The organism is Staphylococcus sp. Mo2-1 (genome assembly GCF_046721385.1).
GTDB classification, from domain to species: Bacteria; Bacillota; Bacilli; order Staphylococcales; family Staphylococcaceae; genus Staphylococcus; species Staphylococcus equorum_A.
Genome location: NZ_JBEUUK010000001.1, coordinates 2344041 through 2365154, shown reverse-complemented (window position 1 = coordinate 2365154; position 21114 = coordinate 2344041). Strand labels below are relative to the sequence as shown.

General features: G+C 35.1%; 18 protein-coding genes and 3 pseudogenes. 10 read left to right on the top strand and 11 right to left on the bottom strand.

Annotated elements, in window-relative coordinates; all coding sequences use genetic code 11:
- Window positions 1-63: 63 nt before the first annotated feature.
- From chrA to ABLV95_RS11955, 3 genes and pseudogenes are all read right to left on the bottom strand, one after another.
- Window positions 64-1220, bottom strand: a pseudogene (chrA, locus tag ABLV95_RS11965) (chromate efflux transporter).
- A 24-nt stretch (window positions 1221-1244) separates the two neighbouring features.
- Window positions 1245-1547 (bottom strand): PadR family transcriptional regulator, encoded by a 303-nt coding sequence (locus ABLV95_RS11960; protein ID WP_460872158.1) that lies wholly within the window; start codon window positions 1545-1547, stop codon window positions 1245-1247.
- 224 nt (window positions 1548-1771) lie between these two features.
- Window positions 1772-2236: a helix-turn-helix domain-containing protein gene (locus ABLV95_RS11955; protein ID WP_427705879.1), complete on the bottom strand. Its 465-nt coding sequence runs from the start codon at window positions 2234-2236 to the stop codon at window positions 1772-1774.
- 218 nt (window positions 2237-2454) lie between these two features.
- On the opposite strand from ABLV95_RS11955, the gene ABLV95_RS11950 reads away from it, so the two are divergent.
- The 3 genes from ABLV95_RS11950 (at window position 2455) to ABLV95_RS11940 (ending at window position 4869) form a co-directional block, all read left to right on the top strand.
- Window positions 2455-2679: a DUF3955 domain-containing protein gene (locus ABLV95_RS11950; protein ID WP_069816891.1), complete on the top strand. Its 225-nt coding sequence runs from the start codon at window positions 2455-2457 to the stop codon at window positions 2677-2679.
- Between the two features lie 254 nt (window positions 2680-2933).
- The gene (gene fadH, locus ABLV95_RS11945; RefSeq protein WP_427705881.1) at window positions 2934-3698 is read left to right on the top strand and encodes a 2,4-dienoyl-CoA reductase; all 765 of its coding nucleotides are present in this window, start codon (window positions 2934-2936) and stop codon (window positions 3696-3698) included.
- 331 nt (window positions 3699-4029) lie between these two features.
- Window positions 4030-4869: a YitT family protein gene (locus ABLV95_RS11940; RefSeq protein ID WP_069816892.1), complete on the top strand. Its 840-nt coding sequence runs from the start codon at window positions 4030-4032 to the stop codon at window positions 4867-4869.
- 100 nt (window positions 4870-4969) lie between these two features.
- Here the strand turns inward: ABLV95_RS11940 and ABLV95_RS11935 are convergent.
- From ABLV95_RS11935 to ABLV95_RS11900, 8 genes and pseudogenes are all read right to left on the bottom strand, one after another.
- Window positions 4970-6008: pseudogene (locus tag ABLV95_RS11935) on the bottom strand (galactitol-1-phosphate 5-dehydrogenase).
- A gap of 36 nt (window positions 6009-6044) precedes the next feature.
- Window positions 6045-6200, bottom strand: coding sequence for a hypothetical protein (locus ABLV95_RS11930; RefSeq protein ID WP_176721523.1), 156 nt, complete (start codon window positions 6198-6200; stop codon window positions 6045-6047).
- Between the two features lie 54 nt (window positions 6201-6254).
- Window positions 6255-7287 (bottom strand): annotated as a pseudogene (locus ABLV95_RS11925) (zinc-binding dehydrogenase).
- A 20-nt stretch (window positions 7288-7307) separates the two neighbouring features.
- Window positions 7308-8567 (bottom strand): PTS galactitol transporter subunit IIC, encoded by a 1260-nt coding sequence (locus ABLV95_RS11920; RefSeq protein WP_460875792.1) that lies wholly within the window; start codon window positions 8565-8567, stop codon window positions 7308-7310.
- A 129-nt stretch (window positions 8568-8696) separates the two neighbouring features.
- Window positions 8697-8975: a PTS sugar transporter subunit IIB gene (locus ABLV95_RS11915; RefSeq protein ID WP_021338961.1), complete on the bottom strand. Its 279-nt coding sequence runs from the start codon at window positions 8973-8975 to the stop codon at window positions 8697-8699.
- A 76-nt stretch (window positions 8976-9051) separates the two neighbouring features.
- Window positions 9052-9519 carry a PTS sugar transporter subunit IIA gene (locus tag ABLV95_RS11910; RefSeq protein ID WP_021338960.1) on the bottom strand — a complete coding sequence of 156 codons (468 nt, stop codon included), beginning with the start codon at window positions 9517-9519 and terminating at the stop codon, window positions 9052-9054.
- Between the two features lie 19 nt (window positions 9520-9538).
- Window positions 9539-11644 carry a BglG family transcription antiterminator gene (locus ABLV95_RS11905; RefSeq protein WP_460875790.1) on the bottom strand — a complete coding sequence of 702 codons (2106 nt, stop codon included), beginning with the start codon at window positions 11642-11644 and terminating at the stop codon, window positions 9539-9541.
- Between the two features lie 186 nt (window positions 11645-11830).
- On the bottom strand, window positions 11831-12580 hold the full coding sequence (locus tag ABLV95_RS11900) for a DeoR/GlpR family DNA-binding transcription regulator (protein WP_069816904.1): 750 nt from the start codon (window positions 12578-12580) through the stop codon (window positions 11831-11833).
- Window positions 12581-12750: 170 nt separating this feature from the next.
- Here ABLV95_RS11900 and ABLV95_RS11895 point away from each other — a divergent pair, with 170 nt between their 5' ends.
- The 7 genes from ABLV95_RS11895 (at window position 12751) to ABLV95_RS11865 (ending at window position 21114) form a co-directional block, all read left to right on the top strand.
- Entirely contained in the window at window positions 12751-14217 is a 1467-nt protein-coding gene (locus ABLV95_RS11895; protein WP_069832549.1) for a rhamnulokinase, read from the top strand.
- Window positions 14204-15463: an L-rhamnose isomerase gene (gene rhaA / locus ABLV95_RS11890; protein WP_460872153.1), complete on the top strand. Its 1260-nt coding sequence runs from the start codon at window positions 14204-14206 to the stop codon at window positions 15461-15463. The genes ABLV95_RS11895 and rhaA overlap by 14 nt, the downstream gene beginning before the upstream one ends.
- Entirely contained in the window at window positions 15464-16294 is an 831-nt protein-coding gene (gene rhaD / locus ABLV95_RS11885; protein ID WP_069816910.1) for a rhamnulose-1-phosphate aldolase, read from the top strand.
- Window positions 16295-16609 (top strand): L-rhamnose mutarotase, encoded by a 315-nt coding sequence (rhaM, locus tag ABLV95_RS11880; RefSeq protein WP_427705887.1) that lies wholly within the window; start codon window positions 16295-16297, stop codon window positions 16607-16609.
- Window positions 16610-16630: 21 nt separating this feature from the next.
- A complete protein-coding gene (locus ABLV95_RS11875; RefSeq protein WP_427705889.1) occupies window positions 16631-17977 on the top strand; it encodes an MFS transporter in 1347 nt (448 codons plus the stop codon).
- The gene (gene aldA, locus ABLV95_RS11870) at window positions 17974-19407 is read left to right on the top strand and encodes an aldehyde dehydrogenase (protein WP_460872152.1); all 1434 of its coding nucleotides are present in this window, start codon (window positions 17974-17976) and stop codon (window positions 19405-19407) included. Before ABLV95_RS11875 ends, aldA begins: the two co-directional genes overlap by 4 nt.
- A gap of 249 nt (window positions 19408-19656) precedes the next feature.
- Window positions 19657-21114 carry a sensor histidine kinase gene (locus ABLV95_RS11865; RefSeq protein WP_460875787.1) on the top strand — a complete coding sequence of 486 codons (1458 nt, stop codon included), beginning with the start codon at window positions 19657-19659 and terminating at the stop codon, window positions 21112-21114.

The window sequence follows — 21114 nt, the reverse complement described above, 5'->3', positions numbered from 1 at the left end:
TCTTAGACTATGGTATGGGGGTTTACAATTGCTTAAAGAATTATTAAAAAATGATTAAAAAATTTAATAAAACATGATACCCAGTGCTAATCCTAAAATTACAATTAGCCATGACGGGGCTTTACAGTATGCTAGCAATACAAATAATATGGCAGCAAATGCGAAATCCATGTGTGAATTGACGGATGATGTAAAAATAGGATCATACAGTGCTCGCGATTAGAATACCAACTACACCAACACTGACCGCTTTTAACATTGCTTTAGCATAGCGATTCGACTGCACGTGTTCCCAAAATGGTAAAACGCCAATTAATAGTAAAAAGGCAGGTAAAAAAATAGCGATTGTTGCGACAATGCCACCTGGAATGCCAGACATAACGGTACCGATATATGCTGCAAAGGTAAATAATGGACCCGGCACTGCCTGTGTTAATGCGTAACCTGTTAAAAAGTCGTTCGCACTGATCATATCTGTTGCGACAAATGCTTGTTCTAATAATGGTAGAACAACATGGCCGCCACCGAAAACAAGTGCACCTGAGCGATAAAAATGATCAATCATACTCACCCATGAATTGGTTGTGAAGAAATTAATAATAGGTAAAATTAATAAAAAACTGAAAAAGAGTGTAAGTGCAATAACACCAACCAATTTAGGAATATTGAATATCTTTATTGATGGTTTACTTTCATCATTTTCTTTAAAGAGTATTAATCCAGCAAGCGCCACGATAATCAATGCACCCAATTGTGACATAGGGTGAATCACTGTGACTGCCATAACTAAGGTAAATAGTGCAAGAAGCTTTGTTTTCACATCAGGCAAAAGCTTCTTGCCCATGCCAATAATGGCATTAAGCACGATGGCAACTGCAACTAATTTCAAACCATGCGTCCAACCTAAATCACTGCTGTAAGCAAGGAGCAGCTGTCGCACAAAACATTAATACAATGACTGAAGGCAATGTAAAACCAATAAATGAAATAACACCACCAAGTAAACCTGCCTTCGTTATGCCGATACCAAAACCGACCTGGCTACTTGCAGGACCAGGTAAAAACTGACATAACGCGACTAAATTTGTATATTGCTGTTCTGTGAGCCACTTCCTACGTTTAACGTATTCATCATAGAAGTAACCGAGATGTGCTGTTGGACCACCAAAAGATGTACAACCTAATCTTAGCGCGACCAAAAAGACTTCAAGATATTTCATTAGCATAACCTCCCAATTTATAAATTATACTTCGCCAACAAGTTCTTTTAATTTTTGTTGGCTTTTGGCTAACATTTCTTTACCAAATGAAGTGATGATATAGTTCTTGCGTTGTTTACCCGCAACCACATTTTTCTCACTAACAAGTAATCCTTCGTCTTCCATACTATGTAAGAGGGGATACAACGTACCAACACTCATTGTATAACCGTGTTCTTGAAGTTCCTCAATCATCCAACTACCATAGATAGGATGTTCACTTGCATGATGCAAAATGTGAATATAAATAAACCCTAAAAACATACGTCTTTCTAATTTTGATTCCACATACATTCATCCTCTCTAATTAATATATCGAAAAGCGATATCGTATTTCGATTTCAATGTAACATTTATACTTTTGTCTGAGGTTGAATTTACATAAAATTTAAGAATTTATCATATTTTGTAATATAGATAGTGGATAACTCTTGTTAATGAAAAAGACCTATTTCAAAACAACTTTAAATAATTGTTTTGAAATAAGTCTTATATAATGGGGAGGATATTTTTTAACTGCGACGTGAATGTTTGTAGTGACTCATGAATATTAACATTAAATTGATAAGTCCTACGATGAGACCGCCTATCAACGCATACAATCCAAGGGGTACGAGGAACCAAGGCTCATGCAGTATGCCGTCTTGTGAAACGTAAGAGGGTATGACTAAGAAAAGTATCGCACAGGTGATACCAATTAAAATTAAAATCATACTTACAATGCTTAGACGTATGCGTTTGATACTTTTCCCATCATTAACGAGCTTATCTTTAATAACATCATCGCCTAAGATTAAATCATCGAGTGACAAGTGGAACGTTTTAGCGATATGGACAATCATTTCTATATCTGGTAAATATCTATTATTTTCCCAAGCTGATACTGTTTGTCTGGATACATTAAGCTGTTCGGAAAGTTGTTCTTGTGTGAGTTGATGCTCTTTTCTAATCGATTTAATTTGATTTCCAAAATCCATACGATCTTTCCTCCAATCTCTATAGCGTTAGATTCTTCGTAAAAAGCTGTTGTTATGCGATTGCAAGCAACACTTTACACCTCCCGCAAGACATACTGTCGCTTAAAACAGCTATGTCTTGTGATGCTTTCTTTTATTAATTAATTCTATGTTTGATAATAAAAACTTGAAAGCGACCAGCTAATTGGCTAATAAATTTAGGAGGTTATATACAGATTATGAGTAAAAAATTATTTTTTTCAAGTATTTTTTGCATGATTTTTGGAATTTTAATGGGAGGGCTATTTATTGTTTTACCTAGTCATGTTGATCAAGATGGCACCTTACGTGAACCATGGTTTTTAGTGGAATTTGGTTTTATATTTGTGGCATTGGGGTTATTATTAATGTTCGTAACTGCCGGAAAATATTTATATCATCGTTTTTTACAGCATAAACAATAATATTTTAAGCATCTAGGTCATAAATAAAACATGTTATGTTGTAAATTTTAATATCTAGTAATCCTTGTAGAGCGAGAAAGAAACCAAATTTCTAAGCTTGGTTTCTTTCTTACTTTTTTCAATTTAATAGCAATCTTTTTAAAAACTAAAATAAGATGATTTACTAAAAAAGTAAAATTAATGTACAATAATATGTAAGCGCTTACTAATTTATTTGAATCATATTAAATCAAGCTTTTAAAAGGAGAATGTAAATGAAGGACAAAGTGATGATGATAACGGGCGGTAGTAGTGGCATGGGCAAAGCAATGGCGAAACGATTTGCTGAAGAAGGTGCCAAAGTAGTTATAACAGGTCGCTCATTAGAACGACTTGAAGTTGCTAAAGCGGAAATTGAACAATATGAAGGTCAAGTGCTGTGTATAGATATGGATGTACGTGATCCAGAGCGTGTGCAGTATACAGTAGATGAGACTGTAAAAACATTTGGACAGATAGATGGTCTTGTGAATAATGCAGCAGGTAATTTTATTTGCCCTGCAGAAGATTTATCGATTAATGCGTGGAATTCAGTTGTAGATATTGTATTAAATGGTACATGGTATTGTACACAAGCAGTAGGTAAAGAATGGATTAAAAATGGTCAGAAAGGTCGTATTTTGAACATGGTTGCGACGTATGCTTGGAGATCTGGTCCGGGCGTTATTCATTCGGCAAGTGCCAAAGCCGGCGTCCTTGCAATGACGAGAACACTTGCAGTGGAATGGGGTTCTAAATATGGTATTACAGTGAATGCCATTGCACCTGGACCAATCGAAAATACGGGTGGAGCAGGAAAATTAAGTCTATCTGAAGAAGCACGTCAACAGACACTAGATAGTGTGCCAGTAGGTAGAATGGGTCAACCTGAAGAAATTGCAGGCTTGGCTAAATTCTTGTTCTCAGGTGATGCAGACTATATTAATGGCGCTTGCATGACTATGGATGGCGGACAATGGCTCAATCAGAATGCGTTTTAAGCAATTCGCAATTTATATATTAGACAAATTGGACGCGTCATATCGTTTAATTTGTCTTTTAAATTCAACACTATTGCTAATATATAATAAAAACAACGGATTCAATTACAATTTATAAAACAAATTAACCTAATTCAATTGAAATAAATGACTATTTCTACTATCATATATACTTGTGCTAAAAAAATAACAAAAATTATATCTTTCGAAACTTTTTGGTTAATAACTGAAAAGTTTCTTTTTATGTCGGTCTTTCTAGCCGATCAATATAAATGAAATAAAACAGTAGAATTGAGTGATTTTCAAATAAAAGAAATGAGGTGTTATTGGGATGTTGTACAAAATTCATTTTAAAAATATATGTTTCTGTATTTTAGGGACATTTCTTATAGGTATAGGTATTAATGTGTTTGTAATTCCTGCTAATTTTGGGGAGGGTGGTACGGTTGGTGTTTCGTTAAATCTAAAATATACACTAGGCTTATCACCGGCAATTACCTCTCTAATTATAAATATGATATTAATTGCGGTAGGTTGGAAATATTTAAGTAAAACGACAGCAGTTTACACATTGATTACAGTAATTTCGAGCTCAATGTTTTTAGGACTAACTGAATCATTTAATATGCAGATTGAATCTGATTTTATAAATACAGTGTTTGGCGGCTTACTACTTGGTGTCGGTACTGGACTTGTAATCTCAGCACGCAGTACATTAGGTGGCACATCTGTTATTGCTAAAATTATAAATAAATATACTGAAATCAAAACTTCTCAAGCGTTGTTTATGCTTGATTCAATCATTGTGCTATCTTTCTTAATCATCCTTCCCGCGCAAAATGTTTTATATACCATTGTTATGCTTTTTATAGTTGAGAAAAGTATGTCATTTGTAATAGAAGGTTTTAATCCTAAAAAGGCAATTACAATTATTTCAAATTATAATAATGAAATTAGTAAGGGGATTAATAAAGAAACTGGTAGAGGTTCAACATTATTGAATGGAGTCGGTGGCTATGAACGAAAAGAGACGAATGTGCTTTATGTTGTCGTACCACAAAACCAATTATCAAGAATTAAGAAAATCGTTAATGCTCACGATGAAAATGCTTTTCTTGTTATTCATGATGTGCGAGATGTCTTGGGGAATGGCTTTATGAAAGTACAGTAATGTAAAATATGTGTGGGTATCAATACGCATTGAAAAAGTCCTAATACTGTCAGCAGTGTTAGGACTTTTTTATAATAATTATGGCAATGTTAGATTTTAATTATGGGTGGAAGATTACTTTATCAAAATGTTTCTTTTTATTAACTAATGCATCAAATGTTTCAGGACCTTTTGCTAAATCTAAGCGATCTGAAATCATCGGATCCACTTGAATCTCTCCTGTAGACATGTAATGAAGGGACGCATGCCATTCTTCGCCTGGAAATGGGGCGGATAAGCCGTTCCAAGATCCAATAACATTAAGTTCATTGCGTAATATTTTTTCAAAATGAACACGATCCATTTCAATATCGGAGTAAGGTATGCCTAGCAGTAAGACTTCCCCGCCCTTAGCTGGTAACGTTAAGACTTGTCCAATCGTAAATGGTGAGCCTGCTGATTCAACAGCGACATCTATGTTATGAGGAATAGTAGCGATGACGTCATCTAAATTTTCTGTTTTAGAATTAATCGTATAATCTGCACCGAGCGTCTTAGCAATTGCTAGTTTATCTGGGTCGATATCAATCGCAATCGTTTTAGCAAGCACCAAATATTTTAGCCCATTGAATGGCTAGTAAACCGATACTGCCACACCCTATAACAGCTACCGTTGCACCAGGTTTCATGCTTGTTCTATAAAACCCATGTGCTACTACTGCAGAAGGCTCGACCATAGCAACTGTATCAAAGTCTACATTAGCTGGCAATTTTAAGACGTTATTTGCAGGTAGTTTAACGAATTCTGCAAAACAGCCAGGTTCATAAGAGCCAATAACATATAAATGTTCACATCTAGAGTATTCACCTTTCTCACATTGTTCACAGGCGTGACAAGCGATAGCTGGACAACCCGTGACTGCATCGCCAACTGCCACATGATTTACGTTACTGCCTATACTTTCCACAACTCCTGAAAATTCATGCCCAAAAGTCATGCCCTCACGATAAGGTCCTAACTTTTTATAGCGGGAATTATCCGAACCGCATATACCAGTTGCAATCACTTTAATAATGACATCATTACTGTCTTCAATTTCAGGAGATTTTGTTTCTTCGTACCTTAAATCTTCAATGCCGTATAGGTTCAAAGCTTTCAAAGTATTTCACCTCTTATCTTCTGAATAATAAGCGCATTAATTTTGTTCAGAAGTAACTTTTTTCTTTTTAAAAAATTTTGCGCCGAAGTAACCAAGAAAAACGACTATATTACAATAAAGTAAGTTATCCATATATAAATCTGTAATACCTCTCAATGGCCCAAGCATGAAATCTAACATATGTTCTACCATAATAATTATCTCCTTATATCATTTAAGTGCTAAATGATGATTATTTAAAACAAGTTAATCGATAGGGCGAAGGAGTACTTTGATGCCTTCTCCACCTTTGATATGGTTGTAGCCTTCTTCCCATTGCGTAATATCAAGTTCATTTGTGACTAATGCTTCAGCATTGACATCACCACTGCTTAACAGTTGTAAAGAAGGTTCCCAGTCGGCTGGTTTTTGACTTCTCGTACCGACCATTCGTATTTCTTTTTGTATGATTTTTTCTAAATCAAAAGAAATTTCTGGATCTTTAAAGATACCAACTTGGACATATTGTCCTTTTTTACGTAAGATATCTAAACCTTGTTTGGCGGCAGGTACTGCACCAGAGCATTCTAAAACTACGTTTGCACCATAACCATTGGTAATACTGTTTACATAGTCTTTTAAATCAGTATTTTGAATATTGACGACATGATCTAATTTAAGTTCTGTTGCCTTATCTAATCTTGTTTGATCATTATCTAATCCAGTGATTACGACTTCTGCACCTTTACTTTTAACGACTTGCGCGACAAGTAATCCAATAGGTCCAGGCCCCATAACAACTACGACATCGTCAGGCTGTATTTCAATTTTAGAAACGGCATGGTGGGCACAAGCTAATGGCTCCGTCATAGATGCTCGCTTTATATGAAACATTGTCAGGAATACGGTGGACACTCGCCGCACGTGCAACTAAGTATTGTGTGAAGCCACCGTTTTGTTGTGTGCCTAAACCTTTACGATGATTACATAAGTTATAATCACCACTTTGACAATATTCACATTCACCACAAATGTAATATGTTGTTTCAGAAGTGACGCGATCACCAATTTTAAAATCGGTGACATTAGCGCCTGTCTCTACAACCTCTCCTGAAAATTCATGGCCAAGTGTTACTGGAAAGTTCACTTTATAATGACCTTCATACGTGTGCACATCCGTACCACAAATACCTGCATAATGGACTTTTATTTTTACTTCATCTGCGTTCGGTGAAGGTATCTCTCTATCTAAGACTTCTAGATTCCCGAATCCTGGTTCAGTTTTAACGAGTGCTTTCATGTAATGTCAGCTCCTATCTGTTAATTAAATAAACTAAAGAATTTGAAAATAATGTAATTTAAGATGTTACCACCTTGGTCAAGACTTGAAATTTGAGATGAGCCAGATGGCATGTTTACGTTAGTGCCTTCTGCCATGCTTGTGAATATCGGTGCAACATCTGTTGCGATATATAAAGAGATGGCAATCATAATTGTGCCGACAATAACCGAGTGTATGATATTACCTCGTGCAGCACCTACGATAAATGCGACAATAAATGGAATTGTTGCTAAGTCACCAAATGGTAAGACTTGGTTACCAGGTAAAATAACTGCTAATAATACTGTGATCGGAACTAAAATTAAAGCTGTTGAGATAACTGTTGGGTGGCCTAATGCAACCGCAGCGTCTAAACCAATATAGATTTCACGATCCCCAAAGCGTTTGTTTAACCAAGTACGTGCAGATTCGGAAACAGGCATTAAACCTTCCATCAAAATCTTAACCATACGAGGCATTAACACCATAACGGCAGCCATTGACATACCAAGGTTGATAACATCGCCAGCGTTGTAACCAGCTAACAAACCAATGATTAAACCAAGTACTAAACCGACGAATATGGATTCACCAAATGCACCGAAACGTTTTTGAATCGTTTCTGGGTCTGCATGTAGTTTGTTGATACCAGGCACTTTTTGTAAACCTTTTACTAAGAAAATACCTGGAGCATATGAAATTGTACTACCTGTGGCAATCGATACCCCAGGTAAATCGTAGAACTCACTCATCATTGGTGCAGTCCAGTCAGCCACTTTTAGACAGACGATTTGGAATATTGCCGCAGCCACTAATGATTGCCAAATGCTATCAGATACGGCGTAAACCATGGCACCCATAAATGTATAATGCCAGAAGTTCCAAATATCTACGTTCATTGTTCGAGTAGTCTTTGTCAGTAACATAACAATGTTAATTACAATACCTAAAGGAATAATAAATGCTGCGATAACAGATGCCCATGCAATAGAAGATGTTGCCGGCCAACCCACATCAATAACATTTAAGCTTACACCTAAGTTCTTAACCATCGCTTGGGCAGCGGGCCCCAAGTTGTTTACAAGTAAATCAATAACTAAGAAAATCCCTACGAATGCGACACCAATCGTCAAACCTGATCTAAATGCCGCACCGACTTTTTGCCTAAAGAATAATCCTAGTAAAAATATAACGATTGGAAGGATTACTGTTGCCCCTAAATCTAGAAAAGCTTGAATAAAATCTACAAATCCACTCATCCCTTACACCATCCTCTTTAATATAAAGTGATGTTGGTATAAATTAAGACGCCATTTTGATATAACCATGAACTTCTCTTTTGATATTTATCCCAACGGTTGATTCGGTATGTTAAATTAAATGACTCATTATTCTTGTAATGCGTCTAAGATTTCTTTTTTAGTATCTTCAACGCCAATTCCAGTTAAGAAATTACGTGCGTTAATGACAGGGAAGTCGTATTCTTTTTGCGTCATTGCAGTTGTAACTAATAAATCTGCTGAATCTGCGTAAACGCCAACTTCTGAAATTTTAATTTGTTTTAAATCTACTTTGATATTGTGCTCTTTTGCCATTTCTTCGATTGCACTATTTACTACCGTTGAAGTTGCGATACCCGCGCCACATGCTACTAATACTTGTTTCATAATAATTTCCTCCTAATTTGAGAACTTAATATTTAAATTCTCTTCCTGTTATATTTTTTATTAATAAATTGAATGATTATGCGTCTGCTAATTCTTGCTCAATAACTTCTACGACTTGATTGCTATCTGTTGCGTTGGCAATGGTTTCAAGTATTTGATCATTTTGGAAAATGCCCATCAATTTTTGTAGTAATGATAACTGTGCATCCTCTTTATCCATTGCGAGCATAAAGATTAATTTCACATCCGTTGTTTCTTCAACTTCGCCCATAATGACGAAAGGAACTGTTTCTTTAAGGACAGCCACACCGATTGATTTTGAATTCACGTGCTGGATATCTGTGTGCGGGATGGCTACAGAACAATATACTGTAGGTAACCCTGTAGCAAATGATTGTTCTCTTTCGATGACTGCATCTTTGTATGATGCTTTGACGTAACCATTGTCATGCATTAAATCGGCTAATTGACTTAAGACGTCTTCCTTTGTTGTGGCCTCTAAACCAATGACAACATTCGAGGCATCAACTGTTAAACCTTCCATATGACGCAACCCCTTTGCTTTAGTCTATTTTTGAAAATTGTTTAATCGTTTCAAATATTTGTGATTTTGAATCTGTTTGTATGATGCTTTGCATACTTTCATTGTCTTGTGCTAAATCTCGTAACTGTAATAGGGGTCTTAAATGTTTGAATTTATCTGTTGCCGCGATAACTACAAAGACATGTACATTACGTCCTGTACTTAGCGTCAATGGTTCGTCTAATACCAACATACTCATAGACGTACGGTTTACATTTTGTTCGTTCTCAGCGTGTGGTATGGCGATGTTTTGATTGATAACCATATAAGTATCGTCGAAAGATTGAATCATCGAATCGATGTAATTTACATCTATATAGCTTTGACTAGAAAGTGGTTCAGCTGTAAGCCGAATTGCTTCTTCCAAATTTGAAACACGAGATGCAAATTGAATATGGTGTACTGGCAACAAATCTTGTAAATTCAAATGACCATTTAACGAAATTGAAGACGATTTGATTGAAGCGTATGCATGAATATCATCAAATTGGTTTTTAATTTCATTAAGTAAAGCATCTTCGTTATGAATATCTGCATGCTCACGTATCATGGCGAGCATCTTTTCAGCGTGTATGTCTGTCTCAAAATTATTGTTGAGTTGACCGAATACGTACTGACGAAGATCGTGTTTTTCTTTGGCAGTTAATATTGCCTTTGTGATATATAATCTTTTGTGTGTCATCACGTGCATTGGTGAAAAGACAATATCAAAGTCTAGCGTATACTGATTAAATTCACGTAGTGATAAGGCATCTAAAAATATGAATTCTGGAAACACACTCCGTAATTCTTGTAACATGAGTTGAGAAATTGACGTACCTTGTGTACAAACCACCACAGCTTTTACTTTTTTGTCGATGTCTTCATCTTGTCTTCTTAAAATACCGCCAATGAGTATGGTTAGATATGCGATTTCATTATCAGGTAATGGTTGGTTAAAGAACTTTTCCATAGGTTTGGAAGAGAGTTTAACAAGATGAAATAATTCCTTGTAATCATCTTTCAGATTATTCTGTAAACTATCGACATCAGATAACTCATATCTAATTCTGTAAAAGGCGGGCTTCATATGAAACAACAATTGGTTGACCAATGTTTCACGATCTTCAAAAGTGATAAAAGTAATTTTCTCAAATTGATCAAGCATGCTTTGTAGTGCAGTTTTTAATTCCGGTAAAACTTTCACATCATCTAATTCCGACCATTGCACACTTGTTGATAAGAGCCGCAATGTTATAAATAATTTCTCTTGCCGAGGAATATCAGGATAGTTTGAAGTTAGTATTTCGGTCGCTTGATACTCCTCAGTGTCGGAAAGGTCATCGTATCCAATTGAAAAAGGTGAGACGATCTTATCGTGTTGAATTCTTCTCAAGATGAAATAGAGTTTATAACGTAATGTCTCAGTACTTTGATCAATAAAATTATTCTCTAAATATTGTTCTATTTTGTTAATTTGAAGATCGATGATTTGAAGTTTATCTTCTTGCAAAGCTAAACTTGTTAAAATATCATCTTTTGAAATATTTAAAGTGAATACTTTATCAATTAAGCGTGTTAAAAGTCTTCTAATTTCAAACTCATTACCGACTAAATAATAACCCTCCTGTCGTGAATATTTCAGAGTGACATCATATGGTTCTAGTAATAATTTTAATTTTTTTAAATCATTTAACACTGTGTTCTTACTTACTTTTAAATCGATTGCAAAGTGATTTAATGACAATGTTTCATCTTCTCTAAACAACATCAGTAAAATGAGATGCGCGCGTTGGTAAGCAGTATATACTTGCTCATCTTCCTGTGGAATAGGTTCAAGTGATACATTAAGAAAATTTTTGATTATATCATCAACGATGAAGAATCCTTGGCTTGTGCGTTCAATTGTTGGGCAATCTTGTTCAGTTAACCATTCATTGATTTTTTGGATTCGATAGCCAAGTTGTCTGCGAGACATGTTGAACATTACTTCTAAGTCTTTGCCTTTAATTTTCGGATTTTTAATCATTTCGGTAATGATATTAAAGTTTTCTGCTTGTATTTTGAATCCCTCCCTTGTTGTTGACTCTAATTTAGCACAGGTCATCAAAGAGTTGTACACTCATTAGACACAAATGCATTTCCGTTTTATGTACATCATTGTGATTAGAACGAGAAAAAGCACTTACCATCGCATTTGGAATGATAAGTGCTTATCGTATAATATGTTTATTATTTTAATAATTTCATTCTTAATTCATTGATTATAAGATATGAAAGTTAAAAAGAGAAATTATATTATCTTTACTGAATGATTTTCTAGGATGCTTTTCCATTCGTCATCAAATTCAGTATCTGTTACGATATAGTCGATATTGGATAGGTGACCAAAGCTTATTAAACTATTGCCATCAAATTTAGAAGCATCAATTGCCAAAATAACTTGTTTGGCTTTATTGATCATGAGTTCTTTAATGTGAGATTCGTATTCATTAGAGTCGGTGATGATGCCATCTTTAGACAAGGCTTTACAGCTTAAAATCGCATAATCAGTATGGAATTTATTAATTGATTCTGTCGTTTGAGGACCAACTAATGCAGAAGAATGTTTTAATAATTTGCCACCTGTTGAGTTGATTTCCATAGATGTTTGATTAAGTTCATATAGTGCGTTTACAGCATTTGTTATGATATGAATTCTTTTATTGGAAATAGCAAAACGCTTTAATGCTTCATTTATTGTAGAACTGGAATCAGCAAATAAACTTGTATCATTTTGTATAAATTGATCAATTTTTTTAGCAATAATGACTTTGCTATCTTTATTGCGCGTATGTCTTACAGAATAAGGCAGTTCTTCAGTTTTGATTAGTTTCGCGCCACCATAATTCCGTTCTACGATACCTTCTTTTTCCAATTTTTCTAAATCTCGACGAATTGTTTCTTCTGAAACATTAAATTCAGAAGCTAATTTATTCACATAAACAACATTGTTTAAATAGAGATGATTTAGTAGTGACTTTCTTCTTTCAAATGGCTTCATAATAAATTTCTCCTAAATATATATTGTCATCATTATAGCATAAAACCGCTTTTAATCTCACAAAAAAAGACTGAAACCAACATATAAACCACATTAATTATCAAAATATTTTGTTTTATGTTGATTTATGTGGATTGTTTGATTATAATCATAACCAAAGAGGTGATAAGTTGAAGCATTATATAGCTGTTGATATTGGGGCGTCTAGTGGTAGAGCCATCTTAGCAAATATCGACAATAACCAGATTAAAACACAAGAAATCAATCGTTTCGCCAATGGTTTTACAACACAGAATCAACAGGAAGTGTGGGATGTTGACTATTTATTTGAAGAAATTATTGTTTCTTTGAAAAAAGCTAAAGCTATGGGCATCACAGAGTGTTATTTAAGTATAGATACGTGGGGCGTAGACTATCTTTTTTTAGACCACAAAGGGAAGCGCTTACAAAACGCCGTCTCATATAGAGATTCAAGAACGGATACAACGATGGATAAATTATTCACTGAAGTTTCCAAATATGATATTTTTCAAAAAACTGGAATTCAATTTTTAACTTTTAATACAATTTATCAGTTGTTTGAAGAGACACACGCATTAAAAGATCAAGCACATGATATTTTGCTTATTCCTGATTATTTGAATTATTTACTTACCAATGAGAAAAGAAATGAAATTACCAATTTAAGTACGACACAATTACTCTCAGTGCATGATCATTCATTAGATCAAGCGTTACTAACATCAATAGGAATAGATAAGGCACAATTTCCAAACACGATTGAACCTGGCACATACATAGGCGAAATCAATGCAGACTTAAACATCCAGGATGATTTACCTGTGACACATGTTTATGCCACAGCATCGCATGATACCGCATCAGCTGTTTTAGGTTCTGTTGGAGATGCATTTAAAAAATGGGCTTTTTTATCAAGTGGGACTTGGTCATTAATAGGTAAAGAATTAGAAAGCCCAATCGTAACTGAAAAAGCATTAGAACTTGGATATTCTAATGAACGCGGTATGAATCACACCTATCGCTTCTTAAAAAATATTATAGGTATGTGGATTATACAGCGGATACGCAAAGATTGGCCTGAAAATTATACATTTCCTGAAATGGTAGAGGAAGCAAAGCAACATCAAGACTTTAAAGTTTATATCGATTTTAACGATCAACGCTTTATTAATCCTGACTGTATGGTGGATGAAATTAAAAATTACTGTATTCAGACAAACCAAACAGTGCCACAAACGTTAGGTGAAATTGTGCAAAGCGTCTATATGAATCTGGCAATAATTTATGCAATTTCCATAGAAGAGTTAAACGAAATAACAAGAGAACCAATCGAAGTAATCAATATTGTTGGCGGTGGTTCCAACAATGACTATTTAAATGAACTTACGGCCTTGTATACAAATTGTGACGTCATTGTGGGGCCAACAGAAGCGACAATTTATGGGAATTTGGCAGCAACAATGATTGGCACAGGTGAGTTTGAAAATATTCAAGAAGCTAGAGCGGTAATTAAGCGTTCTACAGATACGACAAAGATAGACAAACCGGAGTTAAAGCATATAGCAAATCAAGATATTAAGACATTCAAGGGGGTTACTCATTATGAGTACGTATAATAAGCAAGCATTTGAAGCAGCAAAAACACAATATGAGACATTAGGCGTTGATGTAGAGAAAGCATTAACTAAATTAAAAGATATTAAAATCTCTATCCATTGTTGGCAAGGAGACGATGTAGAAGGTTTCCTTTTCAATCAAGAATTATCAGGAGGCATATCAGTTACTGGTAATCATCCAGGTAAAGCAAGTAATGGAGCAGAACTTAGAAGTGATTTAGAAGAAGCTTTAAAGCATATTCCAGGAAAACATAAAATTAATCTACATGGTATTTATGCCGAATCTGAAGAAGCAATCGATTTAGATGAAATCGAGCCAAAGCATTTTGAAAAGTGGGTGCATTGGGCAAAAGAGAATGAATTGGGATTAGATTTTAACCCAACATGCTTCAGTCATGAGAAGTCAGAAGATGGCTTTACATTAGCGCATCCGGATAAATCAATTAGAGACTTTTGGATACAACATTGTAAACAATCTAGAAAAATCGGTGAATATTTTGGTAAAGAGCTCGGTCAACCTTCAACAACAAATATTTGGGTGCCAGACGGTTATAAAGACACACCGGTAGATCGTTTAACACCTCGCAAACGTTTGATGGAGAGTTTGGATGAAATTTTTAAAGAAGAAATAGACGAAAGCTACAATATCGATACATTAGAAAGTAAATTATTTGGTATTGGTTCTGAAAGTTATGTTGTGGGATCTCATGAATTTTATATGGGTTATGCCTTAACAAGAAATAAACAAATATTACTAGACGCCGGACATTATCATCCAACAGAAGTGGTGTCTAACAAATTATCGGCACTCAATTTATTTACAAAAGGTTTAAGTTTACATGTTTCTAGACCAGTAAGATGGGATAGCGATCATGTGGTTACATTGGATGACGAATTGAATGAGATAGCCAAAGAACTCATTTATAACGATTTACTTAAGAGTACAACAGTTGGTTTAGATTTCTTTGACGCATCTATTAATAGAGTGGTCGCATGGGTTATTGGTACTAGAAATATGCAAAAAGCATTGCTTAAAGCATTATTAGATCCTATTAATGAATTAAAAGAAGTTGAACAAAGCGGTGATTTTACGAGACGTTTAGCGTTACAAGAAGAAATGAAGATGTATCCGTTTGGCGCGATATGGAATGAATTTTGTAGCAGAAACGATGCTGAACCAGGATTGGATTGGTATGAGCCAATTAAAAAATACGAAGAAAATATTTTACAGGAAAGAGGAATTTAATTGGAAAACTTTGTAGATTCTCCCGCGGTTAAAGAATTATCTAAGATTACACATTTAATGTATCACAAAGGTTGGGACGAACGTAACGGAGGCAACATATCTTGGATATTAGATGCTGCCAAGGTTCAACCGTATTTATCAGAAGATGGCAGAAATATAAGAAACGTAAGTCTGCCATTTGAGGTGCGTCCATTAGCGAATAAATATATTCTTGTCACTGGTACAGGAAAATACTTCAAAAATATTATAGACGATCCACAAGATGCATTAGGTTTAATTAAAATTGCAGCAGACGGTAAAAGCTATAACATTTTATGGGGTTTTGTGAACGATGCAGTAGCAACAAGTGAATTGCCAACGCATTTAATGAATCATATCCAACGTTTAGAAGTCGATGCTACACACCGCGTTATTATGCATTGTCACGCCACACATACGATTGCGATGACGTATACGCACGAATTAGATGAAAAGGCATTTACGAAAACATTATGGAAAATGTGTACAGAATGTCTCGTTGTATTTCCAGATGCAATTGGTATTATTCCGTGGGTGGTACCTGGCACAGAACAAATAGGACAACTCACTTCAGAAAAAATGAAACAGCAAAGATCTGTGATTTGGCCATTTCATGGTGTATTTGGAGCAGGGCATGATTTAGACGAAGTGTTTGGTCTGATTGAAACCATTGAAAAAGCAGCTGAAGTATATACGTATGCGCAAGCACAAGGTGGTATTAAACAAACGATTTCGGATGAGAATTTATGGGAGTTAGCTCAAGGATTTAATGTAGAACCTAAAGAAGGTTACTTAGAGGTTGAGGTGAGATAGATGACGCGAATTGCAACGGTGATGTATGTCAATGAAGGTTCTTATGATGCATATAAACGAAGACATGATGAACTATGGCCTGAAATGAAACAGTTATTAAAAGAGAGCGGCGTGCATGACTACAGTATTTTTCTAAATGAAGCCACTGGAGAATTATTTGCAGTACTTGATGTTACCGATAAAACAGCATATGACAATATGGAGAAAAATCCGATTTGTCGGAAATGGTGGGACTACATGGCCGATATCATGCAAGTGAATGAAGATAACAGTCCTAAATCAACTGAATTGAGAGAGATGTTCTATTTGAAATAAACGAAAAATGGGGATGAGGTTATGAGTTTAAAACCTAAAAAGACAAATGGCTGGCTGGCAACAATTGCAGTTGCGATGGCCAATTATATAGAAGCGGGTTCAATTATTGCAGCAGCGAGTAGTTTATCACTCTGGCAAGCATATTTAAATATTGATAATTGGCAGATGGGCTTACTGAGTGCATTAAGTGCGAACGCGTTAGGTGCAGCAATTGGTGCATTAATCGGTGGTCCATTAACAGATAAATTAGGTAGAAAATTTATCTTTAAATACGATCTATTATTATACATGGTAGGTATTTTAATTATCATGCTATCTGTTAATTTATCAATGTTACTCACAGGTACAATCATTGTTGGTATAGCTGTAGGTATAGGGGTACCTGTAGCTTGGACATATATTGCAGAAGAAGCACCAGAAAAAGAAAGAGCAAAACGTGTAGGAACTGCACAATTAGCTTGGTCTATTGGACCAGCAATTACTTTTACTTTAGCAGTTATGTTAGCGCCATTAGGATTATTAGGCTCAAGATTAATTTTTCTACATTTGTTTATCATCGCGGGTGTTACGTGGTGGATTAGACAAGGTATGGAAGAATCTAAAATCTGGGAGGAAGAGAAGGAAAAAGAACAAAGAGAAGCTTCGTTTAATGTTAAAAAGACATCAGCTTTTAAAGAATTATTTACTAACCCAGTGAATTTAAAAGCAATGTTATTACTTATAGGAATTTATTTATTTTGGAATTTAACGTCTGGCGCCATGGGGTACTTTATGCCCTTTATTTATGAAAGCGTCGGTGGTCTGAGTGGTGCACAAGCCAACATTTTACAAGCGATTTTATGGCTGTGTACAGTGATTACGACTTACTTTGGATTTATGAAATTAGGAGACCGTATCAGTCAAAGATTACTATTTAGTATTGGTGCAACGATGGGTATTGTTGCTTGGATTATATTGACCTTTGCACCTATGAATTGGATATCACTGATTTTATTTGTTTTATTATGGGGGTCAGCAGCAGGTATAGGTGCCCAAGTCTTTTATGCATTATGGACAAGTGAACTATTCCCAACCCGTTATCGTGCCGGTGCGCAAGGCTTGATGTACTTTATAGTACGAGCAGGAATATCAGTATATACATTTGTATTACCTACCATTTTAGCATCACTTGGATTCAAAATTACTGGAATCATTATGATTTCATTTTTAGTTATTCATGCAGTCATTGGCATTGTCCTAACTCCTAAGACACAAGGTAAGACGTTAGAACAGATTGAACGTGAAAGATATGGAGAAAGGGCAAATAGTAGCGTAAGCATTACACCAGAAACAAATACCATGATTCAAGAAGGGGAGAGTAAAATATGATAAATATTAAAGATTATATTAACGGTTCATTTGTTGAAAGAAACATGGAAGATGCAATTGATGTGAAAAATCCTGCAACTGAAGAAACAATTGCAAAGTTATACAGAGGTTCAGAACAAGACACTAAAGAAGCTATCGACTACGCAGATAAAGCCCAAACGAAATGGAGCGAACTGCCAGCAATTGAGCGAGGCAACTACCTTAAAAAAATTGCAGCAGGTATTCGAGAACGTAGTGAAGAAATTACCAAAGTCATTATGCAAGAAGGTGGTAAAACATATGATTTAGCGAACACGGAAGCCTTTTTTACAGCAGATTATATAGATTATATGGCAGAGTGGGCAAGAAGATATGAAGGAGAAATCATACAGAGTGATCGTAAGAAGGAACATATTCTAATGTACAAAAAAGCTCTGGGTGTTACTACAGGTATTTTGCCATGGAACTTCCCGTTCTTCTTAATCGCACGCAAAACAGCGCCAGCACTTATTACTGGAAATACAATTGTAGTTAAACCTTCAGAAGAAACACCTATAAATGTGCAAATATTCACTGAGATTTTAGATACAGTTGACTTACCACCTGGTGTGTTTAATTTAGTGAACGGTGAAGGTAGCGTGGTGGGTAATGAGCTTGCGAGTAATAGTAAAGTCGCACTCGTATCTATTACTGGTAGTGTCTCAGCAGGTAAAAAAGTAATGGAAGCTGCAAGTAAAAATGTAACTAAAGTTAATTTAGAATTAGGTGGTAAAGCACCGGCAATTGTCTTAGAAGATGCTAATTTAGATAAAGCAGTTCAATATATTATAGATTCACGTATTATTAATACGGGTCAAGTGTGTAACTGTGCTGAACGAGTGTATGTACATTCCAGTATAAGTGAAAAATTCACACAACGATTAGTTCAAAAAATGAGCGAAGTTCGTTTTGGTAATACATTAGAACATAATTACGACATGGGTCCTTTAATTAATAAGCAGGCTCAAGAGCGTGTGCATAATCATGTTAAAAAAGCTGAAGCACAAGGTGGCGTAATTAAATGTGGCGGAGAAATACCTGAGCAACAAGGTTACTTCTATCCAGCTACAATCATCACAAATTGTAAAAATAGTATGGATATTGTTCAAGAAGAAGTCTTTGGACCTGTCTTGCCAATTGTTGAATTTGATACTTTTGAAGAAGCAATTGAATTAGCAAATGACAGTAAGTACGGCTTAACATCTTCTATCTATACAGAGAGTATCCAAAAAGCATTTACAGCAGTAGAAAAATTAGAATTCGGTGAAACATATATAAATAGAGAAAACTTTGAAGCAATTCAAGGTTTCCATGCGAGCGTAAAACAATCAGGTGTTGGTGGAGCAGACGGTAAGCATGGCTTAGAAGAATATTTAAGAACACATATCGTATATATGCAGTTAGATGAATAAATAATTTACAACCGAGCTTGTTTATAGAGAGTCTTGTGGGGGCGGGATAGGAAATCAAATTTTGATTTCTATTCTGCTCTCGTTTTAATTATAAGAAGCGTAGAGCAACACATATATGAGCCATATAAAAATGCGATGTAGAATAAGCGAGAGCACGCAATAATGATGAAAAATTACTATAAATTTTTAGATTTATCTCATTTTACATTGACATATAATCGTCAAAATTTCATAATGGTAGTTATATATATGAGAAATCTAAAAATTCGCACAACTATGTTTGGAATGATGACTATCAACGAAGTGAAAAAATTATGTAAAACGCATACAAGTTTAACACCACAGGCTACACAACATATCGTAGAAGTATCTGATCATTTACAAATGATTGCTGATTTAAATAGGGCGAATGTGTTTATTGATTGTCCTACTAAAAAAGATGGAGAAGTTATAGTAGTAGCGGAAGCCATACCTACAAATGACGAAGGTTTATATCAAGGTTCAGTCATTGGTGAAAATGTGTATGAAAAATTTGAACCCGCTGTATTCCAAGTGTTGGAAGGAGATGATTTTGCACAACATCGTGCAATCACTCAAGAAGGTAAAGTCGTAGAACAAAGTGTTACACCAATTAAATTGGAAAATGCCATTGTTGGCACGCTGATTATGGAAATAGATGTAAGCAACAAAGTAATGGAAGAAAAACGATTAAGAGCTTTGACACAGGCGACTACAACATTAAGTGATATCGTCTCGCAAAATAGTGATAACCCAATTTTTGTACCGGATATGATTGAAGAAAGTTTATTTGATTTAGATAACTCATTAGACATCCGCTACTATAATTTAGCCGGTGAGACAATGGTTAGAGATTTAGTGGGTGTCGATTGTGAAGCGGGATTGAATTTCGTAGCATTGTTTCCGAGCATTAAAGACATGCTTACAGATGGTCGTGTTATTACAATTGAAGAACGCGAGCTTAAAGGACACTACTTTCAAGTGAAATGTATTCAGTTACTTGAAGAAGGCGTAATGACAGGTCATTTAATTCTACTGAAAGATATTACAGATTTGAAAGAAAAGGAACGCGAACTTATTTCTAAATCTGTAGCAATTAGAGAAGTACATCATCGTGTGAAGAATAATTTACAGACCGTAGCCAGTTTACTGCGCTTACAGATGAGACGCGGTTTGCCAAATGGCAGTGAAAAATATTTCCAAGAAAGTTTAAATCGCATTCTAAGTATCGCATCTGTGTATGAAGTCATTCTAGATGAATCATCGACAGATACGGTGAATATCGATAAATTGATTAAAAAGATAGGTAATATGGTCGTTTATAACGAATCATCGAATAAAACCTTACATATTACATATCAGACAGATGAACATATTAATTTAGTATCTAATATTGCAGTCTCTGTAGCGTTGATTGCGAATGAATTAATTACGAATTGTCTAACACATGCTTTCAACAATCAGACTGAGGGTATAATAAGCGTAACGCTAGCTTACGATACAGAATCGGATACCGTAAAGCTTGAAGTTCAAGATACGGGCGAAGAAGAGAGTGCTTTTCTACCATCATTTGGATTGAAAATTGTTACTACTATAGCAGAAAATGATTTAGAAGGTACATTTAACATTGACCGTAATTCAATTGGAACAATAGGTAAAGTTGAATTTCAACACAAAGGGGTGGATTGA

What these genes read in the sequence shown, in the direction of transcription:
- ABLV95_RS11920 (WP_460875792.1), bottom strand. Translation starts at nt 8,567, where the DNA reads ATGAGTGGATTTGTAGATTTTATTCAAGCTTTTCTAGATTTAGGGGCA.
- ABLV95_RS11955 (WP_427705879.1), bottom strand. Translation starts at nt 2,236, where the DNA reads ATGGATTTTGGAAATCAAATTAAATCGATTAGAAAAGAGCATCAACTC.
- ABLV95_RS11905 (WP_460875790.1), bottom strand. Translation starts at nt 11,644, where the DNA reads ATGACCTGTGCTAAATTAGAGTCAACAACAAGGGAGGGATTCAAAATA.
- ABLV95_RS11900 (WP_069816904.1), bottom strand. Translation starts at nt 12,580, where the DNA reads ATGAAGCCATTTGAAAGAAGAAAGTCACTACTAAATCATCTCTATTTA.
- ABLV95_RS11875 (WP_427705889.1), top strand. Translation starts at nt 16,631, where the DNA reads ATGAGTTTAAAACCTAAAAAGACAAATGGCTGGCTGGCAACAATTGCA.
- ABLV95_RS11910 (WP_021338960.1), bottom strand. Translation starts at nt 9,519, where the DNA reads ATGGAAGGTTTAACAGTTGATGCCTCGAATGTTGTCATTGGTTTAGAG.
- ABLV95_RS11915 (WP_021338961.1), bottom strand. Translation starts at nt 8,975, where the DNA reads ATGAAACAAGTATTAGTAGCATGTGGCGCGGGTATCGCAACTTCAACG.
- rhaM (WP_427705887.1), top strand. Translation starts at nt 16,295, where the DNA reads ATGACGCGAATTGCAACGGTGATGTATGTCAATGAAGGTTCTTATGAT.
- aldA (WP_460872152.1), top strand. Translation starts at nt 17,974, where the DNA reads ATGATAAATATTAAAGATTATATTAACGGTTCATTTGTTGAAAGAAAC.
- fadH (WP_427705881.1), top strand. Translation starts at nt 2,934, where the DNA reads ATGAAGGACAAAGTGATGATGATAACGGGCGGTAGTAGTGGCATGGGC.
- ABLV95_RS11950 (WP_069816891.1), top strand. Translation starts at nt 2,455, where the DNA reads ATGAGTAAAAAATTATTTTTTTCAAGTATTTTTTGCATGATTTTTGGA.
- ABLV95_RS11865 (WP_460875787.1), top strand. Translation starts at nt 19,657, where the DNA reads ATGAGAAATCTAAAAATTCGCACAACTATGTTTGGAATGATGACTATC.
- rhaA (WP_460872153.1), top strand. Translation starts at nt 14,204, where the DNA reads ATGAGTACGTATAATAAGCAAGCATTTGAAGCAGCAAAAACACAATAT.
- ABLV95_RS11940 (WP_069816892.1), top strand. Translation starts at nt 4,030, where the DNA reads ATGTTGTACAAAATTCATTTTAAAAATATATGTTTCTGTATTTTAGGG.
- ABLV95_RS11930 (WP_176721523.1), bottom strand. Translation starts at nt 6,200, where the DNA reads ATGGTAGAACATATGTTAGATTTCATGCTTGGGCCATTGAGAGGTATT.